This is a genomic window from Pseudomonas sp. 43NM1, assembly GCF_002836905.1.
In the GTDB taxonomy this organism is placed as follows: domain Bacteria; phylum Pseudomonadota; class Gammaproteobacteria; order Pseudomonadales; family Pseudomonadaceae; genus Aquipseudomonas; species Aquipseudomonas prosekii.
Genome location: NZ_MKGS01000156.1, coordinates 1 through 16,046, shown reverse-complemented (window position 1 = coordinate 16,046; position 16,046 = coordinate 1). Strand labels below are relative to the sequence as shown.

The following is a 16,046-nucleotide window of genomic DNA, read 5'->3' as shown; positions in this document are numbered from 1 at the left end:
GCGAGGCTTGCCCGCGAAGGGGCCGGACCTGCCACCACAAACTCTGGATCAGAAAAACCGCGTCACACTTACCTTGGCATTTCTCCCCTGGCTATAAGCCCGATCGCCACTCAACGCCGGCCGGTAATCCTCATTAAAAAGATTATCAACCGTCAGATTCACCTCAGTTCCCTTCAAATAAGCCTGCTGCGGTTTCCAATTGGCAAACAACCCCTGCACGTTGTAACGGTCATTCGCGTATTGGTCGTAAAACACATCGCCAACCGTGTTTTTGCCAGAGCCATAGTTGTCGCTCGGCAACCGATCAGTCTTGCGCACAAACTCACCCTGCCAACCCACCTGCGCATCCCAACTTGGAATCTTCACGCCGAGCACCGCAATCCACTTCGGCGGCGGTACATCGCGCGCCCAAACATCCGGGCCCCAGGGATTGGTGTAAGCGCCTTCATGTTTGCCGATCATCCACGAATACGACAGCGAGCCGAACAGGTAGGTGGAGTCATAAAAACTCTCCACTTCAAAACCCTTCATCGTCAGCCCGCCAATGTTGCGGTAGTTGCCCATCGGCCCTGAGCCCTTGCAGTCCGAGGCAATGGTGCCGCCGTTGTTCGCCTGGTTTTCACAACCGACGCCGGTGGCTTTGAAGATCTCGTCTTCGATCTTGTTGCGAAACAACGTGGTGCGGATCTGCACGTTGTCGTGATCGACAAACACGTTGGCGAAGTTGCTGATGTTACCGGCGCGCCAACCAGTGATGCGTTCCGGGTCGAGGTCGACGCTGGTGGCCGTGCGACTGCCCAGGCCTTGCACTTCGTACTGTTCATCGATAACCGGCGCGCGCCAGGTTTTGATGTAGTCGACGAAGAAAGCGACATCCGGCGTAACTTTCCAGAACGCTGACAACCGCGGCGACCAACCGGTGTAAGTGCGGTCGCTGTAATCGTGGCCGACACTCCGGTCCTGATTGTTGTAATACGGCGCGTCATTCGCCTCGCCCCGGTTGCGCACATGGTCATAACGCAGCGACGGCGTGAGGGTGAAGTTGCCGAGGGTTATCGCGTCTTGCAGATAAACGCTGTTGGTATCGACTTTGCCCTGCGGCATGAAACTTGGCTGGAAGTGCCCGTAGTTGTACTTCTCGACGTCGTAAGTCTTGCCCGGCATCCACATCTCGGTGTCGCGGCTGTGCTTGCGGATTTGCACGCCGCTGGTCACCGCGTGCGCGAGCGCGCCGGTGTCGAACAGGCTGATGTTGCTCGCCTCGACGATCCGGTCCTTGTAAGCGGTGTCCATTTTGCGTCCGCCGGTCGCCGTCTGGAAAAACGCCGTGGCGTCGCGTTCGTCGGTCTGGTCGGTGTTGGACTCCGAATAGCTGAGCTTGAAGTCGATCAGGCGGTTGTCCAGCGGCTGATATTGATACTTGGTCGACCACGTGGTGTCGATGGTTTCGCGGTTGGCGAGGAAGCGTTTCAGGGCATTCCGATAACCGTATTGCTTGATGTTCGACTGGGTCGGCGGCGTCGGGTAACTGGCGGACGAGAAGGGCGTCCAGCGCTCACTTTGCGAGCGTGAATACGACAGGCCGACGCTGTGTTGGTCATTCAGGTGCAAGTTGAATTTGAGCAACTGGCCGTCCAGATCCTGCGCGCTGTTGGGCAAGCGCTGCGGGTTGATCGGGTAGCTGTTGTCTGGGTCGGGCGGGGTGCCGGCGAGCTTCATGTCGTCGCCATCGCGCTTGGTCAAATACACCAGCGCGTCGGCGCGACCGTCGTCGGTGCGGCCAAACACGGCGCCGCTGTAGGTTTGTTGATGATCGTTGCTGGCGTAGCCGTATTTGACCATCGCGCCGCTGTTGCGGCCCTCTTGCAACAGGTCCGGCGCATCCTTGGTTTCCATGTGCACGGTGCCGCCGAAACCGCCGTTGCCAGTCAGCACCGAGTGCGGACCTTTTTCCACTTCGATGCGTTTGATCAGCTCCGGCTCGATGAAAATCGTCCCTTGCTGATAACGCTCGAAGCCGCTTTTGGTCGCGCCATCGACCGTCAGCGGCACGTCCTCGGCGTCGCCCAGGCCCCAGATGTTGATGGTCTGGCCGCCGGGTTTCATCGAACCGCCCATGCTCACGCCGGGCAACGTCGCCAGCAGGCTGGGAATGTTGCTCGGTTGATGGCGATCGATATCGGCCTGCGTCAGGGTCGAACGGCCGACGGTGCTGGAATCGACTTCGGTGCCGCTGCCGATCACGCTCAAAGCGTCGAGCTGAATGCCGTCGCCGCTGCTGGTCTCGGGTTCTTGCGGGCGCACGACGTAGGTCTGGTTGACCTTGATTAGGCTGAACTGACTGTTGTCGAGCAACTTGCGAATCGCCGCTTCGGCGCTGTAATCGCCATCAATCGCCGGGGCCTTGAGCTTGCGCAATTGCGCTTCGTCGAACAACAACTGGATGTTCGCCTGCCGGGCAATCTGGCTCAGCGAAGTGGCCAGCGACTGCGCCGGCAAATGCAGATTGATCGATTCGGCATGCGCTTGCAGGCTCAGGGTCAGGCAAGCAGCGAGCAGGGTCGGGCGAAGGCAGGCGAGCGGATAGGACGAAGACGCGCGAAACATTAAATCCCCCAGGGCGGCGAAAAAGGCCAGAAAGGCCTGCGTACACAACGCAGACCGGAGGAAGACGCGGCAGGCAAAAAAAACCTCACATGCGAATGCAAAATATTCTCATGTGAGGTTGTTTCAGCGTGCTTCGATACGGATCTGGCCATCCGCGAGGGTGACGGTTTTCACCGGAATCAGCGCCGGGAGGGCGTTGAGCAATGCGTCAGGATCGTTGATGTCGAGATTGCCGGAGACCTTGAAGCGCCCGAGCCTGGCATCGGCCAGCAGCACTGGCCGCGCGCGGTACAGGTTCAGCTCGTCGACCAGACTGGCCAATTCGCGATTACGAAACGACAAGTGCCCGTCGCGCCAATCGGCAATCTGCTCGTCGGCCAATGTCTGTTGCCGCAGTGTACTGCTGGCCAAGTTGTACGAGGCTTGCTGTTGTGCGCCGAGCAGAGTCGGCGTCTTGCCCTCGGGTGCAAACGCCACTTGGCCATGGGCGACGCTGACCACCAATTGCTGTGGCGTGCGTCGCACATCAAAACCGGTGCCGACCACGCGCACCGTGCCCGCGCCCGCGTGCACCCACAGCGGCCGTTCCTTGTCCGGAGCGACTTCGAGATAAATCTGCCCTTGATCGAGGAAAACCTGACGCTGATGACCATCGAAATCGAGGCGCAAACGCGTGTTGGCGTTGACCGACAAGGTGCTGCCATCGGGCAGATTAAACGTCCGCGTGCCTTTGTTCTGCGCTGCAATCTGCTGCTGATAAACGCCGTAGGACGTGCCCAGATTGAGTGCCAACACTGCGCAAACCAGCGCGGCGGCGATGGCCAGCGCCGGGCGCCAGACATTGGTTTTGCGCCGTGGCAGCAGCGCCACCGGTTTGTTCTGCTGGCGCAATTCGGCGAGGTCGGCCCACAACTCTTCGACCGCGCGATACGCTCTGGCGTGTTCGGGCGTGCTCAACCATTGCTCGAATTGCTTGCGCTCGGCGCTGTTGTATTGCTGACGATTACGCACAAACCAGCTGGCTGCCTGAGCGTCGATGCCGTCATCCGGCAGGTCGGGGTCAGTCTGGTGATGACGGTTCATTCTGGCTGCTCCGTGCCGTTCTCGTGGTCCAGGCGTCGCTTGCAATGCAGCAGGGCGAAAGCGATGTGTTTTTCCACCATGCTCAGGGAAATACCCATGCGTTCAGCGATCTGCGCCTGACTGAGGCCTTCAAAGCGGTGCAGCATAAGGGCTTCTCGGCGGCGCGGCGAGAGCTCGGCGAGAACAGTTTTCAGTTGCTCCAGACGTTGCAGGCGTTGCGCGCCCGCGAGTGGGTCGTGTTGATCGTCGGCGACGGGTTCGTTATCTGTCTCGTGATGCGCTTGCACGATGTGCCGCACCTTCTGCCGCCGCCAGTGATCGCGCAGCAGATTGCGCGCCATCTGAAACAGAAACGCGCGCGGTTGCTCGACTTTCGCCCGGTCGCCGTAGTCCAGCCATTGGGCGAAAACGTCCTGCGTCATGTCCGCCGCGTCACTGGGGTTATTCGTGCGTTTGCGCAGGAAATGCAGGATGTCCCCGTAGAACCGGCGAAAGGAATCAGCCGACAGCGGGTCGCGCGTGAGACGAGGCATGGAGATCCTTGTTGACGAGGCATAGCGCAGAAAGTCGCGAATGATATCGAGAATTATTGCTATTTGTCTTCCGGGATCTTTTGACGCGTGTTGCGCTGCTTCGGTTTTTCTCGAAAGTGATCAAGCACAAGCCTTTGTCACCGTTGTGAGCCGAAGACCAATCCCCCTGTGGGAGCGAGCTTGCTCGCGATGGCGACCTGTCAGTCAACCTATCGGTTGAATGTTATGGCCTCATCGCGAGCAAGCTCGCTCCCACATGGGGTTTTGGTGTTTTTGGGGATCAGCGCAGTGCTTTCAACAACCCTTGCAGCTGTCCACATCCGGCCTCGCTCAATGGAAACACCGGCAAACGCGGGTCGCCCACTTCTAGCCCGGTGGCGCGCAATCCGGCTTTGATGGTTGCCGGCAGGCCACCTTTGAGGATGAAGTCCAGCAGCGGCAACTGCCGATAAAACAACGTGCGCGCCTTGCTCAAATCATTGGCCAATACGGCGTCATACAAATCCAGATTGAGCTGCGCGATCAAATTTGGCGCCGCGGTGCACCAGCCTTTCGCACCCGCCGCAAACGCTTCCAGCGCCAGCGGATTGCAGCCGTTATAGAACGGCACCTGGCCTTCGCCGAGCAGTTGCAGTTTGTGCATGCGCTGGATGTCGCCGGTGCTTTCCTTGACCATCGTCACGTTTTCGACGGCGTTGAAAATCCGCAGGATCAGCTCCACCGACATGTCCGTGCCGCTGGTGGCCGGGTTGTTGTAGAGCATGATCGGCACGCCGATGCTCTCGCCGATGGCGCGGTAATGCGCGAGGATTTCCGCCTCGCTGAGCTTCCAGTAGGACGCCGGCAATACCATCACCACGTCGGCGCCCTTGGCTTCGGCAAAACGTGCGCGGCGCATGGCTTTGGCGGTGGTCAGGTCGGACACGCTGACGATGGTCGGCACGCGTTTGGCCACGTGCGCGATGCTGAATTCGCTGACCTGATCCCACTCTGCGTCGCTCAAATAAGCGCCTTCGCCGGTGCTGCCCAGCGGCGCGATAGCGTGGACGCCGCTGTCGATCAGGCGGTCGATGGAGCGCCCGAGTGCGTCCAGGTCAACGCCGTCGCCATTGGCGGTGAACGGGGTGATGGTGTAGCCGATGATGCCGTGAATGTTTGCGCCCGACATGGCGATGCTCCTCTCGAAAATGGGTGGGTTCAGTTCAGGCAGTCGGCGTGCTGACGCAGGTTCTGCCGAGCGTAGTAGTTGAAAGCGGCGGCGTGGCGTTTTGGCTTGGCAATCCAGTCATGCGCTTCACGGCCCAGCTCCGGCAGGATCGGTTTGATCGTCCCGGCGGCCATCGCCAGCAACTGCAACTTCGCTGCGCGTTCGATCAACTGCGCAATCACGCAGGCTTCCTCGATGGTCGCGCCGGTCGACAACTGGCCGTGGTGCGACAGCAGGATTGCGCGCTTGTCGCCGAGGGCGCCGGCAATCAGATCGCCTTCTTCATTGCCGACCGGCACGCCCGGCCAGCCTTCGAGAAACGCGCAATCTTCGTACAGCGGACACAAGTCCATGTGCGAAATCTGCAGCGGCACTTCGAGCATCGACAGCGCGGCGACGTGGGTCGGGTGCGTGTGAATGATGCAATTCACATCCGGTCGCGCGCGGTACACCCAACTGTGAAAACGGTTGGCCGGGTTGGGCATGCCGTGACCTTCGAGCACCTCGAGGTCTTCATTCACCAGCAGCAGATTGCCGGCGGTGATTTCATCAAAACCCAGGCCCAATTGCTGAGTGTAATAGGTGCCCGGCTGCGGGCCGCGGGCGGTGATTTGCCCGGCCAGACCCGAGTCGTGGCCGTTCTCGAACAGAATGCGGCAGGTCAGGGCCAGCTTTTGCCGGTCGGTCCACGTATTATCCGCCAGGGTGTTTTGCATCTGGATCAGCGCTTGCTTGACCAGTTGGTCTTTGGGTAATGCTAAGGTCTTGGCCATATCGGTGTCCTTTGGGGGCTTCAATGGACGTCGGATTTGCCGTTCACTCGTTGCTTGCAAGATGCTGGGTGAATGCAAATGACACTGGGGATGCTATATGACACATTGTGTCATTAGCAATAACAAATCGTCGATTTCTTGATGGATTAACCGCTACGCATGTCTATCCGTTTGAAATTACTCAGGAAAAAACTTGGCGTGACGCTGGAGGCCTTGGCCGAAAAATCCGGCATGACCAAGAGTTATCTGTCGAAAGTCGAGCGCGGGCTCAACACTCCGTCGATTGCCGCTGCGTTGAAATTGGCCAAAGCGCTGAACGTGAAGGTCGAGGAGTTGTTCTCCGAAGACAACATCACCCTCGACAGCTACAGCCTGGTGCGCAGCGACGAGCGCCAGTCGCTGGCGGCCAACGATGGCAGTCCGGGCTACGCGGTGCTGGCCCATCAGGTCAGTGAACGCAGCTTGTTGCCGTTCATCATTTACCCGCCGAGCGAATTCGCCGACAAGACGTTCAAGGAGCATTTGGGCGAGGAGTTTCTGTTTGTCCATGAGGGCCAGGTGGAAGTGGATTTCATGAACGAGCGCGTGCTGCTCAACCGCGGCGATGCGCTGCACTTCAATGCGCAGAAACCGCATCGGCTCAGATCAGTGGGCGAGATTCAGGCGCAGTTGCTGGTGGTGGTGCATAGCGGCGAAGAGTGATGAGCGCTTCTTGTGGCGAGGGGGCTTGCCCCCGTCCGACTGCGAAGCAGTCGTAAGATCTGCTGGCAAGCGGTAACTGAAGACGCGCGAGGGGCCGCTTCGCGACCCAGCGGGGGCAAGCCCCCTCGCCACAGGGCAGGTGTGCGTTTCAGACCTCAACCGGCACCGCAAGCTTCGAATTCCCCAACGCATGCGTCTTCGAATCGAAAAACCGCAGCTCAACCGCGGTCCCTTCAAACACCTTCGCGTAGTGGCGTTTCTGATGCTGGATAAACGCCTTGCTGCGCGGATAGATCGACACCGCGACCACCTTCGGTTTCGCCAGGCGCAAGGCGTGGACGATGTGGCTGTCCTGCTCACCCAGCGCATGCCCGAAGATGCACAAACCCTCGCCGTGCCCCAATAACTGGTCGTAACAGAACGACAGATAATCCGAGCTGCGAATGGTCTTGAGCTTGTCCTGCGCCGGGCCTTCGTTGACGAACAGCGGCACGTCGTCCAGCGTCTTGATCGTGTTATTGATGGCAAAACTGCCGAGCAGCGTGCCCTCGGTCGACATCAGTTTGCGCGCCGTGCCGTCCTGATTGCGCACCAGATGCAAACCGCCGTGCAGGTACAGCAAACGGGTTTTGTCGGTTGCGCTCGCGCTCAAATCAAAGCTCGGCTCGGTGCCGTTGAACAGGTCGGTGATCGTTTCCGGTTGCTGCTGAATCGCCCAGTTGGCCAGCAAGTCGTAGTTGCTGGTGAACACGCTGCGATAAGTGGCCAACTCCTGATTGATCGTCGCCAACGTCGCCGGCACTACCAGGCGCCACGGTATGTGCACCGCGTGCACGGTGTTGATCAGCGCTTCCTTGATTGCGTAGTAGCGATTGCGCGGCGCCGCCGAGCTGACGGCCAGCGCCTTGTTGACGCGGCTAGTGATTTTCAGCGCGCTGAGGACTTGCTCGAAGCTGCGGGTTTGCAGGGCATCGAACACGCTCAGCTCGGATTGGCTGAGCGGTTTTTCCTCGACGGTGCGCGCGTTTTCGAACAGCGAGTCATAGCCGAAATCGTCCCACACCGCGCGGCTGGCGCCGTTGCCCAGCAGCAGGCCGCTGAAGGAAGCGCTGGTGCGCAAGGCGTTCCAGTCTTCAAGTTGGGCGTCGACATCCTGAAAATCGGTCATTGCGTTGGTCGTCTCAAAAAGCAAAAGGTCTGATGGGCGGCGACTTTATCACGACCAGGACTTGAGCCAGATCAACATACGCCGTGACTGATCGGTCGATCCTGTGGGCATCCGCTGGATCGGCGCCGCCGATTTGGCCCAGCCAGGAGATTCGCTCATGACCAGCACGTTTTTCATCCCCGCCGTGAACATCATGGGCACTGGTTGCCTCGACGAAGCCATGGAGGCGATTCGCAAGTACGGTTTTCGCAAAGCACTGATCGTCACCGATGAAGGCCTGGCGAAGGCCGGCGTGGCGGCGATGATCGCCGAGAAACTGGCGATGCAGGACATCGATTCGGTGATCTTCGACGGCGCCAAACCCAATCCGAGCATGGCCAACGTCGAGCGCGGGCTGGGTCTGCTCAAGGAAAGCCATTGCGATTTCGTCGTCTCGCTGGGCGGCGGTTCGCCCCACGACTGCGCCAAAGGCATCGCGTTGTGCGCGACCAACGGCGGGCAGATCCGCGACTACGAAGGCGTCGATCAATCCGACAAGCCGCAACTGCCGCTGATCGCGATCAACACCACCGCCGGCACCGCCAGCGAAATGACCCGTTTCTGCATCATCACCGACGAATCACGCCACGTGAAAATGGCCATCGTCGACCGCAACGTCACACCGTTGTTGTCGGTCAACGACCCGGCGCTGATGGTCGCCATGCCCAAAGGCCTGACCGCCGCCACCGGCATGGACGCGCTGACCCACGCCATCGAAGCCTACGTTTCCACCGCTGCCAACCCGATCACCGATGCCTGCGCGCTGAAAGCGATCGTTCTGATCAGCAATAATCTGCGCCTCGCCGTGCGTGACGGCAGCGACCTCGCCGCGCGGGAAAACATGGCTTACGCGCAATTTCTCGCCGGCATGGCGTTCAACAACGCTTCGCTCGGTTACGTCCACGCCATGGCCCATCAATTGGGCGGTTTCTACGACTTGCCGCACGGCGTCTGCAACGCGGTGTTGCTGCCGCACGTGCAAAGCTTCAACGCGCTGGTCTGCGCCGATCGCCTGACCGACGTTGCCCACGCCATGGGCGCCGACATTCGCGGCTTCAGCCCGGAAGAAGGCGCGCAAGCGGCGATCAGCGCAATCCGCAGCCTGGCCAAAGACGTCGAAATACCCAGCGGCCTGCGCGACCTCGGCGCCAAACTCAACGACATCCCCGTCCTCGCCACCAATGCCTTGAAAGACGCCTGCGGCCTGACCAACCCACGCGCGGCGGATCAACGGCAGATCGAGGAAATCTTTCGTAGCGCGTTCTGAGCGGTAACGAGCTCTAACCAGGAGCGCGGCGGCGCGTGAGGCTCACGCAAAGCATCGCGCCTGCCGCCAGCAACGTGCAAAGCAACGACAACGGCCATGCCTGATGACTGGCGATCAGGCTGGCAATCGCGCCAATCAGCGCGGCCATCATTTGATGAATGAACCCGCTCAACGCCATCGCGTAGGCGCCACTCACTGGCGAACCGTCGTTGGCCAGCGCCAGACTGATCGGGTAGTTCAGCGATTGCCCCAGCACCGCAAAGCAGTAAGGCAGCCAGAACAGCAACGCCAGCGAAGTCCCGGCCAGACTGCCGAGCAACATTACGGTGCTGCCGGCCAGCACTGTCGCCACACCAAGCGTCATCAGCCAATGCTGGCCGGTGCGCAGCACACAGCGATTAACCCCCAGAGCTCCAAGAAAATACGCCGCGCTGATCGGCCATCCCAACAGTCCGTACTCCACCGCGGACCAGTTGAACGGACCTTGCAGGATCAATGGCGCTGCGGTGTTGAACGCGATAATCACGCCGTAACCGAGACCGCCCGCGAGCGCCGGCAGCAGAAAGCCGCGATGACGCAGGATGCGCCAATAGCTCGCCCAACCGGAGGATGCGCCATGCTCTTCGGCCAGCGCCGGGAAACTGACCCGCGCCACGATTGCGGCCATCAACAGGCTGACGCTGCCCAACAGATAAAAGATTGCCGGCCAGCCCAGCGCGACCTGGATAACTGAGCCGAGGTATTGACCGATGCCCAGCGCCACGACAAATGAAATCGAAATCCACGACAACGCCTTGGCCAGCAAATCACCGCGGAACGTGTCGCGAATCAAGACCCGCGCCATCACCGAAATCCCGCTGGCACCAATGCCCTGAATCAGTCGGAACAACAGAAACGATTCCAGCGTCTGCCCCAGCGGCAATGCCAGATTGCCCAGCGCATAGATCCCAAGCGCCGCAAGCAACACAGGTTTGCGCCCGATACGCTGGCCAAGACTGCCCCAGAACAGCATCGGCAACGCCATGCCAATCAGGTACACCGCCAACCCCCAAGACACCCGCGAAGCATCGGCAGACAAATGCCGGGCAATCTCCGGCAAAGCAGGCAGGTAAATACTCATGCCCAATTGCGCGAGAAAAACCGTGCTGCACGTGACGAGGAGGGTGGTGCTGCTCTTCATGGAAGGCTCTCTGATTTCAGTTGCTGGGATCCCGGCCGTGTTTGCTTAAAAGCTCGGTGACAAGTTCGCAAAATTGCCTGATCAACGTCGCTGTCATGTCCGCCCGCAAGGTGACTCTTATGGCTGCCTGACCTTGAGCGACGACCGGAAAAAACACCGCTGAGGTAAAGAAACCGAGGTTGGCTAACTCGCTTGCCACATTGTTGGCGAGCGTTGCTTTGCCGCAGTGAATCAGGCGAATCGCCATGTTGCTGCCATGCTGTTTGGTTCGGATGAGAGCGTCGAAGAGCTGGATATTGAACTGGAGTTTTTCCTGCAATAAGGCGAATTCCGGAGTGCGATGTAATTTGATTGATGCTCTGCCGGCACCAATGGCTGCGCTGTTGAGACTTTGCGACCAGTTGGTCGGCCCGCCGTAACGCTGAATGAGTTTGCTCTGCCGCTCATTACCGAGCATCACCAATCCGCCGCTGGCACCAAACGACTTTGCCAAAGAAGCGACGATCACGCAGTCATCTTCAAGGGCTTGCAGCCTGGGGCGGACGATTCCTCGGCCGAATGCTCCGACGGCGGATAGAGCATGGGAGTCGTCCATGTACAGAAACAGTCCATAGCGAGCCTTGAGGTATAGAAGACTGTCCATGTTCGAAATCCCGCCCATGCTGTAAGCACCGTCGGCGACATAGGCGACGGTTTTATTCTGCTGACACTACTTTTCCAGAAAATCCATGTCGCCGTGAGCGCACGTTACGACGCGGGTTTCATCTGCGCAGGCGGCCTTTAAATGATTCATCGAGTAATGGGCCAACCGGTCGAATACCATCACCGGCGGGCGATTTTGAGTGAGCACACCGCTGGCCAGCAAGGGCAGAATTCCGGCGCTCGCCGCGCTGCACGACAAAGTGCTGATACAACGCGCGCCAAACAATTCGGACAACTCAGACTCGTATTGCTCAAGGATCGCCAATTTGCAGCGATTTTTTGAGTTGGCGATCCGCAGAGTGCCGGTGTCCCATAGCGCGGTTATCGCGCCTTTAAGCAGCTCGGGATGGTGATCCAGGCCCAGATAAGACGTCGTGCAGAAGTGGTGGAAGACTCGTCCATGTTGGTCGACCATTTGATTGGAATTTTTGATGGAAACATTAAGTCCCGCGACTTTTCTGATTTCGGCGGTTTCCCAGTCGTGATCCGCCAGTGAGATCAGCTTTTTATAATTGGAAAACGCGTTTCCTTTTCCTGCTGTCGATTCCATATCGCTGTGTCATTCCTTGAGTGGGTATAGCTGTCCGTGCGTACTGAGACCTTACGGGGTGCGCAGCAGTTATAAAATCGGCCAATTCCGATCTGGCTGAGTGTTTCAAGAGATTTAGATGTAGGAAGGCGTCCCGTGAAGTCGTAAGTCAAACCGGGCTATCCTGCCGACTCAGCCGTCCCCAGCCATCGAGCCCCACATGCTGCAAAAGGCCTGATCCGCCGTCTCGACCTGATCACTCTCCAGCTGTTTGTTGCCGTGCACGAGGAGGGCACGCTGACTCGTGCCGCGACGCGGGAGGCGGGCCGACCGCGATACGTTGGCGTTTGCCGATACGCTGGGCAGCGATTACGTCGGTTTGCATGCCGCCAGTTCGATCAACATGCGCACCCACGACGCCGCGCGCAAGGTGCTGCGGTTGCGCAACTGTGGGAGCGAGCTTGCTCGCGATGACCAACTGACATCCGCCGAATTTCTTCTGACGTTCCCTCAACTCGCCGTCACCAACCCCTTGGCCGGCGATTCGCTGAACTGAATCAACACCACGCCGCCGATCAGCAAAACCGCGCCCAACACCCGCGTCAACGACATCTGCCGCTCCACCAAACCAAACCAGCCGAAATGATCCAACAGCAGCGAAGCAACCACTTGGCCGGCCAACGCCAGCGCAATAAATCCCGACGCGCCAAGTTTGGGCAGCAGCATCAGCGCCAATGAAATAAAACACACGCCGAACGCCCCGCCAGCCCACATCCACAGCGGCGCCTGGCTGATAAATGTCAGCGACGGCAACGGCAAACGCAGCGCCAGCATCACCGGCAGCAACACCACGATACTCACCAGCAACGACGCCAACGTCGCCCATAACGGATGGCCCAAGCCGCGCCCGAGATTGGCGTTGATCGCACTTTGAAACGGCACCACCGCCCCGGCAATCACCGCCAGCAGTAACAGGCCGGCCCAATGCAATGTACTCATGTTCAACACTCCAACAGGTTTCGCTGGACTCTAAGGTATTCGTCGCGCAGATTTAAATTCCAAATACCAATGCGGAACATGCATCAGATGAATGATCTGCGACGTATCGACCTCAACTTGTTGGTCATCCTCGACGCCTTGCTCAGCGAGCAGCACGTCACCCGCGCCGCCGAGCGCCTGCACCTCAGCCAACCGGCGGTCAGCCATGCGCTGGCGCGGTTGCGCGACCAGCTCGGCGATCCGCTGCTGGTGCGCGCTGGTGCCAGTCTGGTGCCGACGCCGCGGGCGCTGGAATTGATGGTGCCGCTGGCCGAAGCGCTGGCGCAGGTGCAATCACTGCTGTCGCCGAACACCTTCGATCCGGCCATCGCCAAACGCACTTTTCGCCTGGCGATGTCCGATTACGGCGCCGCCATTGTCTTGCCGACGCTGATCCGCACCTTGCGCCGCGAAGCGCCGGGCATCGACCTGCAAATCAGCCACGCCAGCCGCGAAGGCATGCTCGACGCGGTGCTCAACGGCGACATTGATGCCGCGTTGGGGGTGTTTCCGGAATTGCCCAACGAACTGCGCAGCGCGCCGTTGTTCGAAGAGCATTACGCCTGCCTGATCGATCGCAACAGCCTGCCCGCCGACGGCGCGCTCGACCTGCCGACCTACCTCGCCCGGCCCCACGTTCTGCTGGAAATGCGCGGCAGCGGCACCCCGGAAATCGAACGCGCCCTGACCGCGTTGCGTGAACGCCGCCGCGTCGCCATCAGCCTGCCGCACTGGAGCGTCGCGCCGGAGTTCATCGCGGGCACCGACCTGATCCTCACCGTCGCATCACGCGCACTGCGCGGGATTGATGAACATTCACTGACCATCGTCCCGCCGCCGTTCGAAATTGCGCCGTTTACCTTTGTGCTGGTCTGGCACAAACGGCGCGGCGGCGATCAGGCCTTGAATTGGTTGAATGGGCGGATTGAAGAAGCAGCAGGCATCGCCCATTAACCTGAAGCGAAAACCCCCCGCGCGTCATGCATGCCATCGCTTCATGTAGCAGCTGGCGAAGCCTGCGTCCGGCTGCGCAGCAGGCGTAAAACCTGAGCACGCGAACTGCCTGAATCACCGCGTCGTCTGAATTCACGACTGCTGCGCAGCCGAACGCAGCCTTCGGCAGCTGCTACAGGTTGCGTTGTGACAGGCCTTTGGTGGCTGAGCTTCATCGTCCGGGTGTGGGTGACATAAGCGGCGGAGCAGCGCTTCATGTAGCAGCTGGCGAAGCCTGCGTTCGGCTGCGCAGCAGTCGTAAAACCTGAGCACGCGAGCCGCCTGAATCACCGCGTCGTCTGAATTCACGACTGCTGCGCAGCCGAACGCAGCCTTCGGCAGCTGCTACAGGTTGTGTTGTGGCAGGCACATTGGTGGCTGAGCTTCATTGTCCCGGTGTGGGTGACATAAGCGGCGGAGCAGCGCTTCATGTAGCAGCTGGCGAAGCCTGCGTCCGGCTGCGCAGCAGGCGTAAAACCTGACCACGCGAGCTGCCTGAATCACCGCGTCGTCTGAATTCACGACTGCTGCGCAGCCGAACGCAGGCTTCGGCAGCTGCTACAGGGTGTGGCTGTCAGGCGTTAGCGTGCGGTTTGGTTCTGCTGTCGCAACAATTTGTTGAGCCCACGCCCGCCAACGAGGATAGTGCGCGGCAGAATCTGGCTGATTTTTTGAAACACATAAGGAACAGGGAATGACATTGAAGTCTGGATTGATCGGATGTGCAGCGCTGTGCGGTTTGGCGATGACGACGCAGGCGTTCGCCGCGTGTGAGAAACCGCTGCTGTATGGGGATTTTGTTCATTCGGTGTGCAAGGAGTGGCCGGCGTATCCAGGGCAGACGATTACCGCGACGTCGCAATTCGAGTCGGGTTTTTCGGCCAGTGATTCCGGCCCGGACGGCAAATACGATCTCGACCTCGCGGTGCTGTCGGCGGCCAACGCCAAGCCGCTGGCGACCTATCACCAGTCCGCCGCGTTCGTCTCCGATGCGTTCAGATTGGACAACCTGGAACTCGACACCGCGCGCTACAAACTCACCCCGGACCTGCGCGCCTTCGGTCTGCGCGTCAACTTCAAGGGCTCATCCGGCCCCAACCCGCTGGACGAATCGTGGTTGTCGCTCTACGTAAAAGAGGGCAACACATTGCGTCCGGTGCTCGAACGTCTGGTGATGTACGTCTACAGCGGCGAGTGGGATACGCGTTGCGCCGGAGAACGCGCCAACACAGTCAGAACCATCGAAATCGGCAAAACCAGTTCTCACGGTTATGCGGATTTGATCGTTAAATCGGTGACCACCAGCATGGTCGGCGAGGGCGAAGGAGATGCTTGCGAAGTGAAGTCGACCACCGGAAAACCTGTGCTGACGACGTTGCGATACGACGGTAAACGTTATGGGTTGCCGGATGGTTTCAAGGGCGTTCAATAACAACGGCATTCGATATCCCCGAAAGACTCAAAGGTTACTGACCCCATGCTCACCGGCCTCAACCACTTGACCCTCGCCGTCACTGACCTGAACCGCAGCGTGGTGTTTTATCGCGACTTGCTGCAGTTGCGTCTCGACGCAACGTGGGACGCCGGCGCTTACCTCTCGCTGCCCGGCGTGTGGTTGTGCCTGTCTCTCGACCCGCTGCGCAACCCGGCGCCAGCCGCCGACTACACGCATTACGCCTTCAGCATCGGCGCAGCGGACTTCGCGGTGTTTGTTGAACGCCTGCGCGCGGCCGGCGTGCAGGAGTGGCGCGACAACCGCAGTGAGGGCGCGTCGTTTTATTTTCTCGACCCGGACGGGCACAAACTCGAAGCGCATGTCGGGGATCTGGCGTCGCGACTGGCGGCCTGTCGGCAACAACCTTATGCGGGCATGCAGTTTGTCGGTGATCGACACGTCGAGCCGAAAAACCTGCGATAGACTGGCGACCACTCGTCCGCGCTTGAACAAGGAATCCCCATGACCCCATCGCTGCTAATGGCCGTGCTCGCTTCCGGCTTCATCTATGGCATCACGCCCGGGCCGGGTGTGCTGGCGGTGTTCGGGATTGGCGCGGCGCGCGGTCGGCGTGCCGGGGCGGGGTTTCTGTGCGGGCATTTGCTCGGAGATGTGATCTGGTGCAGCACCGCGCTGATCGCGATTGTCGGTGCGCGCGAAATCGGCAGCACCGCGTTTGACGTGCTCGGCGTGCTCAGTGGCTTGTACCTGTTCTGGCTCGGATTGCGCG

15 protein-coding genes and 2 pseudogenes are annotated in these 16,046 nt (G+C 59.8%); 8 read left to right on the top strand and 9 right to left on the bottom strand.

Features of this window, described 5'->3' with window-relative positions:
• Window positions 1-48: 48 nt before the first annotated feature.
• From BI292_RS18350 to BI292_RS18330, 5 genes are all read right to left on the bottom strand, one after another.
• Complete coding sequence (locus BI292_RS18350) at window positions 49-2,607, bottom strand: TonB-dependent receptor (RefSeq protein ID WP_101208701.1); 2,559 nt, start codon at window positions 2,605-2,607, stop codon at window positions 49-51.
• A gap of 123 nt (window positions 2,608-2,730) precedes the next feature.
• Window positions 2,731-3,690 (bottom strand): FecR domain-containing protein, encoded by a 960-nt coding sequence (locus BI292_RS18345; RefSeq protein ID WP_101208700.1) that lies wholly within the window; start codon window positions 3,688-3,690, stop codon window positions 2,731-2,733.
• Complete coding sequence (locus BI292_RS18340; protein ID WP_101208699.1) at window positions 3,687-4,223, bottom strand: RNA polymerase sigma factor; 537 nt, start codon at window positions 4,221-4,223, stop codon at window positions 3,687-3,689. Before BI292_RS18340 ends, BI292_RS18345 begins: the two co-directional genes overlap by 4 nt.
• A gap of 280 nt (window positions 4,224-4,503) precedes the next feature.
• Complete coding sequence (locus BI292_RS18335) at window positions 4,504-5,391, bottom strand: dihydrodipicolinate synthase family protein (protein WP_101208698.1); 888 nt, start codon at window positions 5,389-5,391, stop codon at window positions 4,504-4,506.
• Window positions 5,392-5,420: 29 nt separating this feature from the next.
• Entirely contained in the window at window positions 5,421-6,203 is a 783-nt protein-coding gene (locus BI292_RS18330) for an aldolase (RefSeq protein ID WP_101208697.1), read from the bottom strand.
• 159 nt (window positions 6,204-6,362) lie between these two features.
• On the opposite strand from BI292_RS18330, the gene BI292_RS18325 reads away from it, so the two are divergent.
• On the top strand, window positions 6,363-6,905 hold the full coding sequence (locus BI292_RS18325; protein ID WP_092271957.1) for a helix-turn-helix domain-containing protein: 543 nt from the start codon (window positions 6,363-6,365) through the stop codon (window positions 6,903-6,905).
• Between the two features lie 148 nt (window positions 6,906-7,053).
• Here the strand turns inward: BI292_RS18325 and BI292_RS18320 are convergent, their stop codons facing one another.
• Window positions 7,054-8,073: a DUF4917 family protein gene (locus BI292_RS18320; RefSeq protein WP_101208696.1), complete on the bottom strand. Its 1,020-nt coding sequence runs from the start codon at window positions 8,071-8,073 to the stop codon at window positions 7,054-7,056.
• 157 nt (window positions 8,074-8,230) lie between these two features.
• Here BI292_RS18320 and yiaY point away from each other — a divergent pair, with 157 nt between their 5' ends.
• The gene (yiaY, locus tag BI292_RS18315; protein ID WP_101208695.1) at window positions 8,231-9,379 is read left to right on the top strand and encodes an L-threonine dehydrogenase; all 1,149 of its coding nucleotides are present in this window, start codon (window positions 8,231-8,233) and stop codon (window positions 9,377-9,379) included.
• A 13-nt stretch (window positions 9,380-9,392) separates the two neighbouring features.
• Here yiaY and BI292_RS18310 read toward each other — a convergent pair whose 3' ends face one another.
• Both BI292_RS18310 and BI292_RS18305 read right to left on the bottom strand, forming a co-directional pair.
• A complete protein-coding gene (locus BI292_RS18310; protein ID WP_101208694.1) occupies window positions 9,393-10,559 on the bottom strand; it encodes an MFS transporter in 1,167 nt (388 codons plus the stop codon).
• A 16-nt stretch (window positions 10,560-10,575) separates the two neighbouring features.
• Window positions 10,576-11,811 (bottom strand): annotated as a pseudogene (locus BI292_RS18305) (aminotransferase class I/II-fold pyridoxal phosphate-dependent enzyme).
• Window positions 11,812-12,024: 213 nt separating this feature from the next.
• Here BI292_RS18305 and BI292_RS18300 point away from each other — a divergent pair.
• Both BI292_RS18300 and BI292_RS29190 read left to right on the top strand, forming a co-directional pair.
• Window positions 12,025-12,114 (top strand): annotated as a pseudogene (locus tag BI292_RS18300) (LysR family transcriptional regulator); the annotation flags it as partial.
• Window positions 12,095-12,346: a hypothetical protein gene (locus BI292_RS29190; RefSeq protein WP_256592709.1), complete on the top strand. Its 252-nt coding sequence runs from the start codon at window positions 12,095-12,097 to the stop codon at window positions 12,344-12,346. The pseudogene BI292_RS18300 and the gene BI292_RS29190, both read left to right, overlap by 20 nt.
• Here the strand turns inward: BI292_RS29190 and BI292_RS18290 are convergent.
• Window positions 12,301-12,789 carry a DMT family transporter gene (locus BI292_RS18290; RefSeq protein ID WP_092271948.1) on the bottom strand — a complete coding sequence of 163 codons (489 nt, stop codon included), beginning with the start codon at window positions 12,787-12,789 and terminating at the stop codon, window positions 12,301-12,303. The two genes, BI292_RS29190 and BI292_RS18290, sit on opposite strands and share 46 nt — an antisense overlap.
• Before the next feature lie 78 nt (window positions 12,790-12,867).
• On the opposite strand from BI292_RS18290, the gene BI292_RS18285 reads away from it, so the two are divergent.
• The 4 genes from BI292_RS18285 to BI292_RS18270 form a co-directional block, all read left to right on the top strand.
• Window positions 12,868-13,782, top strand: a complete 915-nt coding sequence (locus tag BI292_RS18285; RefSeq protein WP_101208693.1) for a LysR substrate-binding domain-containing protein — start codon at window positions 12,868-12,870, stop codon at window positions 13,780-13,782.
• 733 nt (window positions 13,783-14,515) lie between these two features.
• On the top strand, window positions 14,516-15,253 hold the full coding sequence (locus tag BI292_RS18280; protein ID WP_101208692.1) for a hypothetical protein: 738 nt from the start codon (window positions 14,516-14,518) through the stop codon (window positions 15,251-15,253).
• A gap of 45 nt (window positions 15,254-15,298) precedes the next feature.
• The gene (gene fos, locus BI292_RS18275; protein ID WP_101208691.1) at window positions 15,299-15,739 is read left to right on the top strand and encodes a fosfomycin resistance glutathione transferase; all 441 of its coding nucleotides are present in this window, start codon (window positions 15,299-15,301) and stop codon (window positions 15,737-15,739) included.
• A 39-nt stretch (window positions 15,740-15,778) separates the two neighbouring features.
• A partial coding sequence (locus BI292_RS18270; protein ID WP_157831278.1) for a LysE family transporter occupies window positions 15,779-16,046 on the top strand: 268 nt, incomplete at its 3' end.

Excerpts from the sequence above, each read along its gene's own strand:
- BI292_RS18340 (WP_101208699.1), bottom strand. The coding sequence starts at position 4,223 with ATGCCTCGTCTCACGCGCGACCCGCTGTCGGCTGATTCCTTTCGCCGG.
- BI292_RS18290 (WP_092271948.1), bottom strand. The coding sequence starts at position 12,789 with ATGAGTACATTGCATTGGGCCGGCCTGTTACTGCTGGCGGTGATTGCC.
- BI292_RS18350 (WP_101208701.1), bottom strand. The coding sequence starts at position 2,607 with ATGTTTCGCGCGTCTTCGTCCTATCCGCTCGCCTGCCTTCGCCCGACC.
- BI292_RS18285 (WP_101208693.1), top strand. The coding sequence starts at position 12,868 with ATGCATCAGATGAATGATCTGCGACGTATCGACCTCAACTTGTTGGTC.
- BI292_RS18320 (WP_101208696.1), bottom strand. The coding sequence starts at position 8,073 with ATGACCGATTTTCAGGATGTCGACGCCCAACTTGAAGACTGGAACGCC.
- BI292_RS18335 (WP_101208698.1), bottom strand. The coding sequence starts at position 5,391 with ATGTCGGGCGCAAACATTCACGGCATCATCGGCTACACCATCACCCCG.
- fos (WP_101208691.1), top strand. The coding sequence starts at position 15,299 with ATGCTCACCGGCCTCAACCACTTGACCCTCGCCGTCACTGACCTGAAC.
- BI292_RS18325 (WP_092271957.1), top strand. The coding sequence starts at position 6,363 with ATGTCTATCCGTTTGAAATTACTCAGGAAAAAACTTGGCGTGACGCTG.
- yiaY (WP_101208695.1), top strand. The coding sequence starts at position 8,231 with ATGACCAGCACGTTTTTCATCCCCGCCGTGAACATCATGGGCACTGGT.
- BI292_RS18330 (WP_101208697.1), bottom strand. The coding sequence starts at position 6,203 with ATGGCCAAGACCTTAGCATTACCCAAAGACCAACTGGTCAAGCAAGCG.
- BI292_RS18280 (WP_101208692.1), top strand. The coding sequence starts at position 14,516 with ATGACATTGAAGTCTGGATTGATCGGATGTGCAGCGCTGTGCGGTTTG.
- BI292_RS18310 (WP_101208694.1), bottom strand. The coding sequence starts at position 10,559 with ATGAAGAGCAGCACCACCCTCCTCGTCACGTGCAGCACGGTTTTTCTC.
- BI292_RS18345 (WP_101208700.1), bottom strand. The coding sequence starts at position 3,690 with ATGAACCGTCATCACCAGACTGACCCCGACCTGCCGGATGACGGCATC.